Consider the following 13,684-nt stretch of genomic DNA (forward strand, 5'->3'; position numbering starts at 1 on the left):
TCTGCCGGGTCAGACGGCGATCGGAGTCTCGTTCGGCGCGGGGGTGCGCCGACCGGTGATGGCGATGAACGCGTCCTGGAGCGAGGAGTCGGGGGAACCCGTGTACTCGGTCTTGAGCGCGTGCGCCGTGCCCTGGGCGACGACGAGGCCGCGGTCGACCACCACGAGCCGGTCCGCGAGCGCGTCGGCCTCGTCCAGGTAATGCGTGGTCAGGAACACCGTGGTGCCCCATTCGTCGCGGATCCGACGGACCAGGTCCCACAGGTCGACGCGGCTGCCCGGATCCAGGCCCGTGGTGGGCTCGTCCAGGAAGAGCACGTCGGGGTGGTGCACCAGGCCCATCGCGATGTCGAGTCGGCGGCGTTGTCCGCCGGAGAGTGCGGCGCACGGGCGGTCGAGCAGGTCGGACAGATCCAGGTCGGCGGCCAACTCGGTGGTGCGGGCCCGGGCCTGCGCCTGGTCCAGCCGGTACAGCCGGGCCTGGGTGGTCAGTTCCTCGCGTACCGACACGGCGGGGTCGACGCCGCCGGACTGGGCGACGTAGCCGATCCGCCTGCGTACGCCCGCCGGGTCGCGCAGCAGGTCGTGGCCGGCCACGGTGGCGCTGCCGCCGGTGGGGGCCAGCAGGGTGGTGAGCATGCGCAGGGTGGTGGTCTTGCCGGCGCCGTTGGGACCCAGGAAGCCCAGGATCTCGCCTGCCGGGACGGTCAGGTCGATGCCGCGGACGGCCTCGACGGTGCCGCGCTTGGTCGTGAAGGTCCGGGCGAGCCCGGTGGTGTGGATGACCGGTGTCATGCGACTACCGAAACATAGTCATTAAAATTTTGCAACGACCACAAAATTAAAATGACCCCATGAAGGCTAGGATGGATGCATGACGGACTCGGAACCCGCCGAAGGGCTGCGCGAGCGCAAGAAGCGGCGCACCCGCACGCACATCTCGGACGTCGCGACCGGCCTGTTCCTGGAACGCGGGTTCGACGCGGTGACCGTCGCCCAGATCGCCGACGCGGCCGAGGTGTCCGTGAACACCGTCTACAACTACTTCCCGGCCAAGGAAGACCTGTTCTTCGACCGCGAGTCCGAGGTCGTCGACCGGGCGGCCCGGATCGTGCGCGAGCGGGCGGTGGGCCAGTCCGCGGCCCGCGCGGTGCTGGACGCGCTGCGCCGGGACGTCGAGGATCGCTCGCCGTACGTGGGCCTGGTCGAGGGCTACGAGCGCTTCATGAACGTCATGCAGGGGTCGCCGGCGCTGATGGCCCGGCTGTGGCGGATGCAGCAACTGGGCGCGGACGTGCTCGGCGCCACGCTCGCCGAAGAGGCGGGCGCGGAACCGGGGGACCCGGTGCCGATCCTGATCGCCGGGCAACTCGCGGGCATCCAGCAGGCCGTCTTCCGCGGCATCGGCAGGCAAATCGCGGCCGGCGTCGGGGTGGACGCGACGGCCGCGCACGCGCTCGCGCAACTCGACGCGGTCGAATCGTTGTTGAGCGCCGAGGTGTGGGACTACGCGGTCCGCACCCAGCGGTGACCCGGACCCGCGGCGGGGTGTGCCGGCGACGGGGTCGGGGAGGAGCATGACATCGGCGGCGACGAGGCGATCGATCCGCGATGATCTGCGTGGTCGGCTCCGCCGGCTCGACGGATGCATGCTCGGCCGTCGGATCGTGACTCGATCGACGGTCGGTTGCCACAGCCGCCCCAGGCCAGACAACAGGAGAACCGTGTGACCTCACCAAATGCTTCCGACCGACGCGGACCGCTCGTGTACGTGGGTGCGTACACCCCCGACATGGAGGGGCACGGCAGCGGCATCACGGTGTGCCGACAGGACCCGGCGACCGGGCTGCTCGGCACGCCCTCCGCGGTGATCCCGGCGATCTCGCCCTCGTACGTGGCCCGGCACCCCTCGGGTCGTTTCCTCTACGCGGTCAGCGAGCGGGGCGGCGAGGGCGCGGTCGGCGCCTACTCGGTGCAGGACGAACGGCTGGTGCCGTTGGGCGAGGTGTCCACGCTCGGCGCGGGACCGTGTCACCTCGCGGCCGAACCCACCGGGCGGTTCGTGGTGGTGGCCAATTACGGCGGCGGCAGCGTCACCGTGCACCCGATCGCCGACGACGGCACGCTCGGCGAGGCGGCGACGCACGTGCGGTTGACCGGGTCCGGCCCGGTGAAGGACCGCCAGGCGTCCTCGCACGCCCACCAGGTGACGTTCGCGGCCGGCGGCGAGTGGCTCGTGGTGTGCGACCTGGGCTCGGACACCGTGTACCACCTGCGCTTCGACGCCGAGGCGGGCACGATCGCGGAGGGGCCGAAGGTGACGCTGCCGCCGGGGACCGGGCCCCGACACATCGCCTACGGGCCGAACGATCTCGCCTGGCTCGCCGGGGAGTTGAATACGACGGTCACGCCGCTGCGCAGCGATCCGCGCACGGGGGCGCTCACGGTGGCGGGCAAGCCGTTCGTGCTCTCGGGCGGCGAGGGCGCGCCGTCGGGGATCGTCGCGGCGGCGGACGGGCGGTTCGTGTACGTGGCGAACCGGGGGCCGGACACGATCTCGGTGCTCGCGGTGGACGGCGCGGAGTTGGCGCTCGTCGAGGAGGTGCCGGGCGGCGGGGCCTGGCCTCGGGATCTGGCGTTGGTGGGCGACGTGTTGTACGTGGCGAACCAGCGCGGGGACACGGTCACCGGGTTCCGCTGCGATCCGGAGTCGGGGCGGCTGACGGCGTTGGGGGTCGCGCTTTCGACCGGGAGCCCGACGAGCATTCTGGTGTAGGGGGACGGGGTCCTCGGCGCCGGACGGGCGGGACGGCTCGTCCGGCGTTCGCCGGTGCGGCTGCGGGTGGCACGCAGCCGGGGCTTCGGGTGTTCTCGAACGGCGGCCGAGCCGGGGCCGATCGGGCCTGCGTCCACCCGCTTGCGCGTCGTGGCGGTGCGTACGCCCGGTGTGCGGAACGCGCTCAGCGGGCAGAGCGGGCAGGGTGACTCGGGCGCTGCGGGCCGATCGGTCGAGCAGCCCGATCGGCTGCCCGGCCGACGCCGGGTCATCCCTCCCGACCCCTGCGACGAAGGACGATCCCAACCATGAGCCCGACCCCCGTACCCGACATCACCCTGAACAACGGCACCACCATCCCGCAACTCGGCTTCGGGGTCTTCCAGGTCGAGAACGACAAGGCGACCACCGCCGTGGAGACCGCGCTGGAGGTGGGCTACCGCAGCATCGACACCGCCGCCGCCTACGGCAACGAGACGGGCGTCGGTCGCGCGCTGGCCGCCTCCGACGTGCCGCGGGCGGACCTGTTCGTGACGACCAAGTTGTGGAACAACGCCCAGGGCTACGACTCGACCCTGACCGCGTTCGACGAGAGCGTGGCCAAACTCGGCCTGGACTACGTGGACATGTACCTGATCCACTGGCCGACCCCGAACCGGGACCGCTACCTGGACACCTGGCGGGCGTTCGAGAAGCTGCTCGCGGACGGCCGGGTACGCACGATCGGCGTGTCCAACTTCCAGCCCGACCACCTGACCCGACTGCTCGAACACACCGCCGTGGTGCCCGCGGTCAACCAGGTCGAACTGCACCCCTACCTCCAGCAGACCAAGGTGCGCGGGTACGACCGCGCGCACGCGATCGCGACCGAGGCGTGGAGCCCGCTGGGTCAGGGCGGCGACCTGCTGGCCGACCCGGTGATCGCCGAGGTGGCCCGCGCGCACGGCCGGACCACCGCCCAGGTCGTACTGCGCTGGCACCTTCAGCTCGGCAACATCGTGATCCCCAAGTCGGTCACCCCGTCCCGAATCCGGGAGAACTTCGAGGTGTTCGACTTCGAACTGAGCTCCGCCGACCTGGACGCGATCCAGGCCCTGGACCGCGGCGGCCGGATGGGCCCGGACCCGGACACGCTCAACTAGGCCCGGTCCGGCGCGGGATCAGGGTCGGCGGCGGTCCGGCTCGATCAGGGCCGGGTGGGCGGGGTGGTCGTAGCGCACCAGCAGGTCGGCCTCGGTCGCGGGCGCGACCTCGTCCGCGTAGCGGGTCAGCGCCTCCAGCGTCCAGGCGTCCTCGGCCGGCGTACGCCTGCGCAGCGCGCCCGGGGACAACCACAGGTGCACGGTCAGTTCCAACGGCAGCCCCTTGCCGAGCAGGAGCGGCCCGTCCAGGAGCAGGACCCCGCCCTCGGGCAGGGTGGTGTACGCGGCGCGGGTGGCCCGATCCCGGGCGGCGTCCCACAGGCTGGGCAACACCCGGCCGGTGCCGTCCGGGCCGAGCGGTTCGAGCACCTCCCGGCGCAATCCGGCGTCGTCCAGCCAGCCCCACAGATACGACTCCGCGTCGGTGTGCCCGTACTCCAGGCGCACCGACGCGGGGCGCAGGAAGTCGCGCGCCGTCACCCGCAACACGGGATGTCCCAGCAGGCGCAGCGGCGCGACCAGCGTGTCGGCGACGGCGCCGGGTTCGGCCGCGTCCGCGCCGTCCACGGCGACCCGGGTCCATCGGCGGTCGCCCGCGCGGTCGGTGATCGCCGCGACGAGTTCGTCCACCAGGGCGGCCGGGGTGAGCGGTCGGGCGTTCACCATCGGCGCGCCGGGCGGGGGGCGTCGGGTTCGATCATGGCTACATTCTGGGCCGACCCGGGTGCGCGCGTTCAGTCGCCCTGCGGTTCGCGCTCCAGGGTCGCGTCCACGGTGATCCAGTCCGGCGGCATGTACGGCGGCGTCTTCCAGAAGATGTCCAGTCGCACGATCAGGCCCTCGTCGTTCAGTTCGAGGTAGTTCGCGAAGCGCATCACCAGGAGGTCGTCCGTCGGCGTCGGCCGGATCGACTCGACCGCCTCGTTGAACGCGTATCGGCCGTCCTCGCTGAGGAAGGTGAACCGCGAGCGCAGTTCGTGCTGCGCCATCCGACCGGTGACGGTGGAGACGAAGCGCAGGTACGCCTCCTTGCCCTCGCAGGTGTCCTCGGCGTTGTCCCGCATGCCGACGCGCACGAAGTCGTCGGCGAGGGTGGACGCCACCAGGTCCCAGTCGTGGGTGTCCACGCCCCGCCAGAAGTTCTCGACGGTACGCCTGCGTTCCTCGAGGTCCGTGGATGTCCCGGCCGGGTCCTTCGATGTCTGGGTCATGGGCGGACGGTAGTGCGGTCGGCGGCCGAGATCCAGAGGTATCTGACGGTGCGTCAGCGAAACTCGGCGGCCGACGCGGGGTGGCGGATCGCCCTAGAAGTCGGGCAGCGTCGGCATCTGCGGTGCCGTCACGTGCGGCGGCGGGACCTCGACGAAGCCGCCGGAGACGCCCTGGTGGATGCCCAGCACGGCAGGCCGCAGTTCCTTGATCACGTCGTCCTCGTTGATCTGCCCGACCTGGCGGGTTTCGCTGGTCAGGGTGTCCGCGCGGCCGTCGGCGAGCGCGGGCCCGGTGGCGGCCAGGGCGAGCAGGGCGCCGCCGGCCGCGGCGGCGAGCAGGGTGGTGATGCGCATCGGAACTCCGTTCGTCGGTCCCGTACGGGGTGTCCGTGCGGGCGGTCCGTAGGGGACCAGCGAACGGAATCCGCTGCGCCGAGTGGGGGAATCTCACTCGGACGAGGGCGTGTCACGCGACGTGCCCCGCTCGATCACTCCCGCAGCGGCCGCACCAGGTCCGCGGCGAGCACCCCGGCGGACAACGCCCGCGCGTCGTCGGAGCGCGCGTGCACATCCGCCGCGGTGTCCGCCAGCTTGATCACGTGCTCGTCGCCGTGTGCGCACGCGCTCTCCATCGCGGCCGCGGCATCGGCCGCCGGAGCGGGCGGCTCCGGCCCGTCCTCGGGCGCCATGTACACCGCGAAGACCGCGCTGCTCGTGGCCCACGCGGCCGTGTACGAGGGGATCCACAACTCGGTCGGCAGCGCGGGCAACACCCGCAGCACCGCGTTGGGGGCGGTCACGCCGTGCACGTTCATCACGGCGTTGCCGTGTCCGCGACGCAGATAGCGCAGGGTGGCCGCGTGCACCGTGTCCGCCAGCAGCGATTGCGCCTCCTCGGGGGTGTCGGCCGTGCGCACCGACAGGGTCGCGGTGAGCCAGCGGTCCCAGCCGGCCAGGAAGTCGAGCCGCCGGTTGATGTGGCCCTTCTCGCCGGCGGGCAGCGGCGGCACCGCGTCCAGGGCGTCGAACGGCGTGCGGCCCCCCGCGAGCCGAGGCAGTTCGGGCAGGGCCTGGTTGCTGGAGGCGAAGTACGCCATCGCGTGTGCGAACTCGGCGAGGCGGACCGGGCTCTCGCCCGCCTCCAGCAGCGCGCGGACCGCGTGTCCGACCCGGATCACGCCGTGCGTGGCGCCGCCGGGCAGGCCCGGGAGCAGGCGCGGCCACCACAGCGCGAGCACCTCGCGCCACGGTTGTTCGGCGATCTCGTCGGTGAAAAGCGCGATCCAGTCCCCGTCGCGGGCGCGGTCGCCCAGCGCCTCGCGCCACCCGTCCCGGGCGATGCGCTCGGTCGGGCGGGCCACCGGTTCGAGCCGGGTGGTGTAAACGTCCAACCAAGCGGGCACGGCTTCCCACTGGCCCGAGTGCACGAGCGCCTCGACGGCCATCGGTCCGTGATTGGACAACTTGTCGTCGAACTCGGAACCGGTGCGATGTAGACGTTCGAACGCTTCGTCCAAGGTTTCGGCGGCTTGCTGATGCACCGTCAACTCCTTTGTCTGCTTCGAGTGGACCGGGGGACTCCGGTTAGGACAGTTAAGTCTTGCCTAACTTGCCCGGCCTCCGGCGAGAAGCATAGGGTCGAGCACGTCACCGCAACCACTGCGCAGGAGGAACTCCCGTGGCCGACACGGTCTACACGCTCCCCGACCTCACCTACGACTACGCCGCCCTGGAGCCGCACATCAGCGGCGCGATCATGGAGCTGCACCACGACAAGCACCACGCGGCGTATGTGACCGGTGCCAACACCGCCCTGGAGCAGATCGCGGACGCCCGCGACAAGGAGGCCTACGGCACCATCTCCAAGCTGGAGAAGGACCTGGCCTTCCACGTCTCGGGTCACGTGCTGCACAGCCTGTTCTGGACCAACCTCGGCCCGACCGGCAACGGCGAGCCCACCGGTGACCTCGCCGAGCAGATCGGCGTCGACTTCGGCGGCTTCGAGCAGTTCCGCGCGCACATGACGCAGACCGCGATGACCGTGCAGGGCTCGGGCTGGTCCGTCGCCGCGTGGGAGCCGCTCTCGCAGCGCATCGTGGTCACCCAGGTCTACGACCACCAGGGCAACATCCCGCAGGGCACCGTGCCGCTGCTGGCGATCGACGCGTGGGAGCACGCCTTCTACCTCCAGTACAAGAACGTCAAGGCGGACTTCTTCAAGGCCGTGTGGAACGTCTTCAACTGGGACGACGTCGCCGCCCGCCTCTCGGCCGCCAAGGGCGCCTGAGGAACGGCGTTCGGTCCGGGGCCGCGCGGGATGCCTCCCGTGCGGCCCTGTCCGACGTCGGCGGGCCCGCGGCGTCGGCGCACGCGCACCGGCGCGCACGCACACGCACTCGGGAGACTCGGGGTGGACGAGAGGGGCGAGCGGTGACCGAGCAGGACGCGTTCGCACTGTTGCCCGAGACCCGGCGCGAGATATTGCGGCACCTCAAGGGCGCGGGCGAACTGCGGGCGGAAGAGTTGGCCGACGCGGTCGGGATGACCGCGAGCGGCATGCGGCAACAATTGGCCGGACTGGTCGCCGAGGGCTATGTGACCCATCGGCAGGCCCGACTCGGGCCGGGCCGGCCCAAGCACGTGTATCGGCTGACCGCGGCCGGGGAGAACCTCTTCCCCCGGCGCTACGGCGACCTGGTCGGCGACCTGCTGGAGACCGCGCAGGCCGAGGAACCCGGTTTCGTGGACCGGTTGTTCGACCGTCGGCGCGAGCGGCGGCTGGAACGGGCCCGGGCCCGGACCACCGCGCCGGAGCTGGCCGATCGGGTGGCCGCGATAGCCGCGATCCTGGACGAGGACGGCTACCTGGCCGCCGCGCAACCTTTGGCCGACGGCGGCGGGTGGTTGATCGTCGAGCAGAACTGCGCGATCTTCGACGTGGCGATCCGGTGCGGGACCGCGTGCTCCTCGGAACTGGCCTTCCTGCGGGAGGCGTTGCCGGATACCGAGGTGCGGCGGGTCAGCCATATGGTGGCCGGGGCGCCGCATTGCGCTTATGAGATTCGGCCGGTGGTTGGCGGTTCCGGTGCTTCCGGTGGTTCCCGTGGTCTCGCCGAGTCCGGTAAGTCCGCCGAGTCCGGTAAGTCCGCCGAGTCCGGTGGGTCCGCTGAACCCGGTGAGTCGGGTGCGCCGGGTGAGGCCGGTGGTTAGGCGTGTTCCGCGAGATGGTTGGGCGTGTTCCGCGAGGATGGCTGGGCTTCCGCGAGTTGTTCGCGTAGGGCGGGTTTGCTGACCTTGCCGGTGCCGGTGACCGGGAGGGCGTCGGTGAACACGACGCGGCGCGGGACCTTGAAGCCGGCCAGGTGCGCGCGGCACAGGGTGACGAGGGCGTCCGGGTCGACGGAGCGATCCGGGGTCGGGACGACCACCGCGACCACCCGTTCGCCCCACCGGGTGTCCGGTTCGCCGACCACCGCGACGTCGCGGACGTCCGGATGGGTGCGCAAGACCGCCTCCACCTCGCGGGCGCTGACGTTCTCGCCGCCGGTGATGATCACGTCCTTCTTGCGATCGAGGACGTACAGGTAGCCGTCGGCATCGAACCGGCCCAGATCGCCGGTGCGGAACCAGCCGGCCGCGAACTCGCCGGTGTCCACCTGCCAGTAGCCGTCCGCGACCTGCTCGGAGCGCACCGAGATCTCGCCGGTGGCGCCGGTCGGCAGCGGCCGGCCCGCGTCGTCGACGATGCGGATCTCGACGCCCGGCCCGGGCCGACCGGCCGCCGCGTACAACTCGGGGCGGTGGTCGGCGGCGCTCAGGAACACCGCGTTGCCGGAGAGTTCGGTCATGCCGTAGCCCTGGCCCAGGGCGCAGCCGAGCATCCGGTCGACTCGGCGGATCAGCTCGGGCGTGATCGGCGAGGCGCCGTAGCTGATCGAGCGGATTCGCTCGCGCAACCCGTCGCCCTCGTGCACGTGATCGAGCAGCGCATCGATCATGGTCGGCGCGAGGGAGAGGTTGGTGACGTCGAACTCGCGGATCACCTGCGCCAGTTCGGCCGGTTCGTAGCGATGCAGTACGACCACCGGGCGGCGCATCAGATGGTGGGCCGGCACCTGGTAGCCGGCCACGTGCGCGAGCGGGAACGGGGTCAGTACGACGGCGTCCGGGTCGACCGGGCGGCAGGCGAGCGAGGTGCGCATCGAGGTGGTCAGGCTGCGATGGGTGAGCCGGACGCCCTTGGGCCGGCCGGTGGTGCCCGACGTGAACAGCAGCCAGGTCAGCGCGGTTTCGTCGGTGGCCGGGGTGAACTCGGGCTCGCCATGGGCGGATTCGGTGACGGCCTCGCCCAACTCCAGGCTCGGGCCCCCGGTCCAGCCGAGCCGGGCCATCGGTTCGGCGTCGCCGAGCAGCAGTTCGGCGCCCGAGCGGGCCAACTGATCGGCCCACTCGCGCGGGTGCAACCTGGGATTGAGCGGGACCAGCACCCGGCCGGCCCAGGGGACGCCGTAGTAGGCAGCGACGTACTCGGCCCGGTTGTGCGCGAGGATCCCGACCCGGGCTCCGGGGGAGGTCCGGCGCGCGACGGTGGCGGCGAGCGCGCGGGAGTGGGCGGCCAGCTCGGCGAAGGTCCAGACGGTGTGTTGGGCCGCCGGCTGCGGGGCGGCGGGGTGCCGGGCCGCCGAGTGGGGGGCCGCAGGGGGCCGGGCTGCGGTGTGCTCGGTGTGCCCCGTGTGCGTGCGTGGGGTGTGGGTGGGGACGATCAGGGCGGTGCGGTCGGGTACCTCCCGAGCCGCGTCGACCAGGATCTCGTGCAGCAGCATCGGGCGGGCCTCCCTCGTTCTCGCGGGACGTTATCGCAGGTGCCCGGACGGGGCTCGAAGGGGTGACGTTGTCGTGCGTTCGCCCGGGAGGATGCTGGGGTGGGCCTCGGCTGTTTGCTTGGGCGGCTTCTGGCTGTGTGGTCGGGGGGTGCTTGGGCGGGCTCTGGCTGTGTGGTCGGGGGGTGTTTAGGCGGGGTCTGGCTGTTTGTTCCAGGGGTGCCCGGGTGGGCCTGGTGGTTTGCTCGGGAGGCATTCGGGCGGGCTTGGTTGCTTGCTCGGGGGGTGCTCGGGCCGGCCTGGTTTGCCGTCGGGTGGGTGGAAAGGCGGATGCCGGGGTGGGCGGGGGTGGGGGAGGATCGGCAGGGTTCGGCCGCGTTCGGCGCGGTCGCCGTCGATCCGGAGGGCACGCTCGATGAGCAGTACGAACCAGGCCGCCAATGCCGATCACTTCGCGGAGTTTTGTGCCCTGCATCGGGCCGGGGCGCCGCTGGTGTTGCCCAACGCGTGGGACCACGCCTCGGCGGCGGCGCTGGTCGAGCGCGGATTCGCGGCGATCGGGACGACGAGCCTGGGGGTCGCGATCGCGGCGGGCAAGCCGGACGGAGTCGGCGGGACGCGCGAGGAGACGGTACGGCTCGGGATCGGCATCGCGCGGCTGCCGGTTCCGGTCAGCGTCGACATCGAGGGCGGCTTCGCCGAGCGCCCGGAGGAGGTTGCGGCGTTGGGCGCCGAGTTGGTGCGGGCGGGGGTGGCCGGCGTCAACCTGGAGGACGGGCGGGCCGACGGGACGCTGACCGACGCGGGGCGCCAGGTCGCGGTGATCGCCGCGCTCAAGGAGGCGGCGCCGACGTTGTTCGTCAACGCGCGCACGGACACCTACTGGGTGGGCGGCCCGAGTGCCTCGCTCGACGAGACGGTGCGGCGGATCCGGGCCTACCGGGCGGCGGGCGCGGACGGCGTGTTCGTGCCGGGCGTCGGGGACGAGGCCGCGATCGAGACCTTGGTGGGCGCCACCGACGCGCCGCTGAACATCCTGTACAGCCCCACCGGCCCGCCCCGGACCCGGCTCGCGGAGTTGGGCGTGCGGCGGATCAGTACGGGGTCGTTGTTGTTCCGGGTCGCGGTGCGGAGTGCGGTGGACCTTGCGTGGGCGATTGCGTGCGACGAGGAGGCGGGCGCGGCGGGCGCGCCGACGTATGCGCAGGCGCAGGCGATGTCGGAGGCTTATCGGGCCGACTGAGGGGTGGGCGGGGAGGGGTTGCTCGGCGCCCGGGTCGGTGGGGTCATACTGCTGGTCGGCGGGTCGGGAACGGTCTCGCCCGACTCCGGCAGGCCCGCCCGATCGTGAAAGACCTGATCTCGATGACGCTGCACGTTCCGCCGACCACCACTCCGGATTTCCAGGAATTCTGGCAGGAACGGCACCTGTGTCTGCTGGTCACCCACCGGCCCGACGGCACGCCGCACCTGGTGCCCGTCGGCGCCACATACGACCACGTGTCGGGGATCGCCCGGGTGATCTCGCACGGTGCCAGCAAGAAGGTCCGGAACGTGCTGGCGACCGGTACGGGGGCCCGCGTCGCGGTCTCCCAGGTGGCCGGGAGGCGCTGGTCCACGCTGGAAGGCATCGCGACGATCAACGGCGACCCGGCGGCCGTCGCCGACGCGGTTCGGCGCTATACCGAGCGCTATCGGGAGCCGAGGGTGAACCCGGAGCGGGTGGTGATCGAGATCGCGGTGACGCGGCGACTGGGGACGGTCTAGGGGGCGACGAGGTCGGGGCGGTCGGGCGTCGGGGCGTAGCCTGCCGGGAAGTGTCGGCACACCGATCCGAACGGGGATGCACAGATGACCCAGGTCGCCGTGGTTACCTTCGACGGCTTCAACGAACTCGACAGCTTCGTGGCGGCGGCCATCGTCAACCGCTGCCGCAAGGACGGCCTGACCGCGTACATCACGACGCCTGCCCCGACCGTCACGTCGATGAACGGCGTCGAGGTCACCGGGCAACGCGGCTTCGACTTCATCCCGGAAGCCGACGTCGTGCTGGTCGGCAGCGGCATCAGGACCCGCGACGTCGTCGCCGACGACGGACTCCTCGCGGCGCTGCCCCTCGACCCCACGCGCCAACTCATCGGCTCACAATGCTCGGGCGCATTGGTCCTGGCCCGCCTCGGCCTGCTGACCGGCCTGCCGGCCTGCACCGACGAGACCTCCCGCCCGTGGGTCGAGGCGGCCGGAGTCGAGGTCCTGGACGCACCGTTCCACGCGTCCGGCAACATCGCCACAGCCGGCGGCTGCCTGGCCTCCCAATACCTGGCCGCCTGGACCATCACCCGCACCCTCGGCGAAGCAAAGGCCCGCGCCGCGATCGACTACGTGGCACCGGTCGGCGAAAAAGCCGCCACGGTCGACCGTGTCTTCACCGTCCTTCACACGGCGACTCTGCTCCCTATGGCCTGAGCCCGGCTCCCTGGTTCCCGCTTCCCGCTTCCCGATCCCCGTTTCCGATTCCGTTTCCGATCCCCCGCGCGCGCCCGGCGCCGACCAGCCGACCGAACACCGCTTCCTGGGCCGTGACCGAGGGCGCCCGGTTCGAAGCGTGGACTGCGTTGATTTCCCGGCTGGGCATCGCCGTTGCACCTGTGCTCGCCCTGGCCGTCCTGCGCGCGGCGTTGGTCGCACGGGCACCGACGCTTTGGCCGCTTGCCGGCCGCGCCGCCGGGCTGCGGTTCGGGGCCGGGACGCCTTTGGTGCCCTGCCCTGCCCTGCCGCGCGGCGGAGCGGGAGGGCGGTGCGGTCGGGTCCGTTGGGGGCTTTCCCGGGTGGGTCGGGTGTTCTCGGCCGGCGGTTGCGTCTTGGTGGGGTTGGGCGCGGGTGGCTTTGTGCTGAACGGTCGACGTGGATTGGCGGAGGTGGGCCCGGTCCCACGGTCACCCGGCGGTCAGGAGCCCTGGACTCCCCGGCGAGACACAGGCGTTGCTCGCCGGAAAGGCGCTGGCAACGGCGGAGCGGGAGGGGCGGTCCGGTCAGGTCCGCCGGGGAGCCATTCCGAGTGGGCCGGGCGCTTTCGGCGTGCGATGAGTGTCCGGTGGCGTCGGGCGCGGGTGGCTCTGTGCTAAACGGTCGACGTGGGCCGGCGGAGGTGGGCCTGGTCCCGTGGTCGCCGGCGGTCAGGAGCCTTGGGTTTCCCGGCGAGAGTGAGGTGTTGCTTGCCGGAAAGGCGCTGGCAACGGCGGAGCGGGAGGGCCGTCCGGTTGGGTTCGCCGGGGAGCCTTCCCGAGTGGGCCGGGCGTTCACGGCCGGCGGTCGCGTCTTGGTCGGCAGCGGATGGCTCAGTGCTAAACGGTCGGCGTGGATCGGTGGAGATCAGCCCGGTCCCACGGTCACCGGCGGTCAGGAGCCCTGGGTTTCCCGGCGAGACGTGGGTGTTGCTTGCCGGAAAGGCGCTGGCAACGGCGGAGCGGGAGGGCGGTCCGGTGAGGTTCGCCGGGCGGCCTTTCCGAGTGGGTCGGGGCGTTTCGGCGGGCGGTGGGTGGGTGGTGGCGGAGGGGGAAGAGAAGAGCGGGCCGTGAGTGGGTGGTTTCGGTTGCCGGGTGCGCAACCCGGCCCTCGGCACCTGCTCTCGCCGCTTTGTCAGGCAAAACCGCAGGTCAGCGGAACCCCGGGTGCGGGGAGCCGTCTCGGGGGCCGGGTCGTGACTCTTCAGGGCTCGCGGATGGCTCTCCGCCC

Annotated in this window: 14 protein-coding genes; 8 read left to right on the forward strand and 6 right to left on the reverse strand. The window is 71.9% G+C overall.

The window, feature by feature from the left end; genetic code table 11:
* Nucleotides 1-9: 9 nt before the first annotated feature.
* Entirely contained in the window at nucleotides 10-795 is a 786-nt protein-coding gene (locus ACH4U8_RS22260) for an ATP-binding cassette domain-containing protein (protein ID WP_360318635.1), read from the reverse strand.
* A 79-nt stretch (nucleotides 796-874) separates the two neighbouring features.
* Here ACH4U8_RS22260 and ACH4U8_RS22265 point away from each other — a divergent pair, with 79 nt between their 5' ends.
* The 3 genes from ACH4U8_RS22265 (at nucleotide 875) to ACH4U8_RS22275 (ending at nucleotide 3,918) form a co-directional block, all read left to right on the forward strand.
* Nucleotides 875-1,531, forward strand: coding sequence for a TetR/AcrR family transcriptional regulator (locus ACH4U8_RS22265; protein ID WP_395779623.1), 657 nt, complete (start codon nucleotides 875-877; stop codon nucleotides 1,529-1,531).
* Nucleotides 1,532-1,726: 195 nt separating this feature from the next.
* On the forward strand, nucleotides 1,727-2,776 hold the full coding sequence (locus tag ACH4U8_RS22270; protein ID WP_360318641.1) for a lactonase family protein: 1,050 nt from the start codon (nucleotides 1,727-1,729) through the stop codon (nucleotides 2,774-2,776).
* A 308-nt stretch (nucleotides 2,777-3,084) separates the two neighbouring features.
* A complete protein-coding gene (locus ACH4U8_RS22275) occupies nucleotides 3,085-3,918 on the forward strand; it encodes an aldo/keto reductase (protein ID WP_360318644.1) in 834 nt (277 codons plus the stop codon).
* An 18-nt stretch (nucleotides 3,919-3,936) separates the two neighbouring features.
* On the opposite strand, the gene ACH4U8_RS22280 is transcribed toward ACH4U8_RS22275, so the two are convergent.
* The 4 genes from ACH4U8_RS22280 to ACH4U8_RS22295 form a co-directional block, all read right to left on the reverse strand.
* Nucleotides 3,937-4,581: a uridine kinase gene (locus ACH4U8_RS22280; protein ID WP_395780077.1), complete on the reverse strand. Its 645-nt coding sequence runs from the start codon at nucleotides 4,579-4,581 to the stop codon at nucleotides 3,937-3,939.
* Nucleotides 4,582-4,652: 71 nt separating this feature from the next.
* Nucleotides 4,653-5,129 (reverse strand): nuclear transport factor 2 family protein, encoded by a 477-nt coding sequence (locus tag ACH4U8_RS22285; protein WP_395779625.1) that lies wholly within the window; start codon nucleotides 5,127-5,129, stop codon nucleotides 4,653-4,655.
* A gap of 93 nt (nucleotides 5,130-5,222) precedes the next feature.
* Entirely contained in the window at nucleotides 5,223-5,483 is a 261-nt protein-coding gene (locus ACH4U8_RS22290) for a hypothetical protein (RefSeq protein ID WP_395779627.1), read from the reverse strand.
* Between the two features lie 134 nt (nucleotides 5,484-5,617).
* Nucleotides 5,618-6,670: a questin oxidase family protein gene (locus ACH4U8_RS22295; protein ID WP_395779629.1), complete on the reverse strand. Its 1,053-nt coding sequence runs from the start codon at nucleotides 6,668-6,670 to the stop codon at nucleotides 5,618-5,620.
* Between the two features lie 137 nt (nucleotides 6,671-6,807).
* On the opposite strand from ACH4U8_RS22295, the gene ACH4U8_RS22300 reads away from it, so the two are divergent.
* Nucleotides 6,808-7,416: a superoxide dismutase gene (locus tag ACH4U8_RS22300; RefSeq protein WP_360318657.1), complete on the forward strand. Its 609-nt coding sequence runs from the start codon at nucleotides 6,808-6,810 to the stop codon at nucleotides 7,414-7,416.
* A 143-nt stretch (nucleotides 7,417-7,559) separates the two neighbouring features.
* Nucleotides 7,560-8,339 (forward strand): helix-turn-helix transcriptional regulator, encoded by a 780-nt coding sequence (locus ACH4U8_RS22305; RefSeq protein ID WP_395779631.1) that lies wholly within the window; start codon nucleotides 7,560-7,562, stop codon nucleotides 8,337-8,339.
* Here ACH4U8_RS22305 and ACH4U8_RS22310 read toward each other — a convergent pair.
* Complete coding sequence (locus ACH4U8_RS22310) at nucleotides 8,336-9,952, reverse strand: class I adenylate-forming enzyme family protein (RefSeq protein WP_395779633.1); 1,617 nt, start codon at nucleotides 9,950-9,952, stop codon at nucleotides 8,336-8,338. The genes ACH4U8_RS22305 and ACH4U8_RS22310 overlap by 4 nt on opposite strands.
* A 412-nt stretch (nucleotides 9,953-10,364) precedes the next feature.
* Here ACH4U8_RS22310 and ACH4U8_RS22315 point away from each other — a divergent pair, with 412 nt between their 5' ends.
* From ACH4U8_RS22315 to ACH4U8_RS22325, 3 genes are all read left to right on the forward strand, one after another.
* Nucleotides 10,365-11,192, forward strand: coding sequence for an isocitrate lyase/phosphoenolpyruvate mutase family protein (locus ACH4U8_RS22315; RefSeq protein WP_395779635.1), 828 nt, complete (start codon nucleotides 10,365-10,367; stop codon nucleotides 11,190-11,192).
* Between the two features lie 122 nt (nucleotides 11,193-11,314).
* Nucleotides 11,315-11,716: a TIGR03618 family F420-dependent PPOX class oxidoreductase gene (locus tag ACH4U8_RS22320; protein ID WP_395779637.1), complete on the forward strand. Its 402-nt coding sequence runs from the start codon at nucleotides 11,315-11,317 to the stop codon at nucleotides 11,714-11,716.
* Nucleotides 11,717-11,800: 84 nt separating this feature from the next.
* A complete protein-coding gene (locus ACH4U8_RS22325; protein WP_395779639.1) occupies nucleotides 11,801-12,415 on the forward strand; it encodes a DJ-1/PfpI family protein in 615 nt (204 codons plus the stop codon).
* Nucleotides 12,416-13,684 lie beyond the last annotated feature (1,269 nt).

Origin of the sequence: Embleya sp. NPDC020886, from assembly GCF_044333915.1 — a bacterium.
GTDB lineage: Bacteria > Actinomycetota > Actinomycetes > Streptomycetales > Streptomycetaceae > Embleya.

Excerpts from the sequence above, each read along its gene's own strand:
- ACH4U8_RS22320 (WP_395779637.1), top strand. The coding sequence starts at position 11,315 with ATGACGCTGCACGTTCCGCCGACCACCACTCCGGATTTCCAGGAATTC.
- ACH4U8_RS22290 (WP_395779627.1), bottom strand. The coding sequence starts at position 5,483 with ATGCGCATCACCACCCTGCTCGCCGCCGCGGCCGGCGGCGCCCTGCTC.
- ACH4U8_RS22265 (WP_395779623.1), top strand. The coding sequence starts at position 875 with ATGACGGACTCGGAACCCGCCGAAGGGCTGCGCGAGCGCAAGAAGCGG.
- ACH4U8_RS22260 (WP_360318635.1), bottom strand. The coding sequence starts at position 795 with ATGACACCGGTCATCCACACCACCGGGCTCGCCCGGACCTTCACGACC.
- ACH4U8_RS22285 (WP_395779625.1), bottom strand. The coding sequence starts at position 5,129 with ATGACCCAGACATCGAAGGACCCGGCCGGGACATCCACGGACCTCGAG.
- ACH4U8_RS22315 (WP_395779635.1), top strand. The coding sequence starts at position 10,365 with ATGAGCAGTACGAACCAGGCCGCCAATGCCGATCACTTCGCGGAGTTT.
- ACH4U8_RS22310 (WP_395779633.1), bottom strand. The coding sequence starts at position 9,952 with ATGCTGCTGCACGAGATCCTGGTCGACGCGGCTCGGGAGGTACCCGAC.
- ACH4U8_RS22275 (WP_360318644.1), top strand. The coding sequence starts at position 3,085 with ATGAGCCCGACCCCCGTACCCGACATCACCCTGAACAACGGCACCACC.
- ACH4U8_RS22325 (WP_395779639.1), top strand. The coding sequence starts at position 11,801 with ATGACCCAGGTCGCCGTGGTTACCTTCGACGGCTTCAACGAACTCGAC.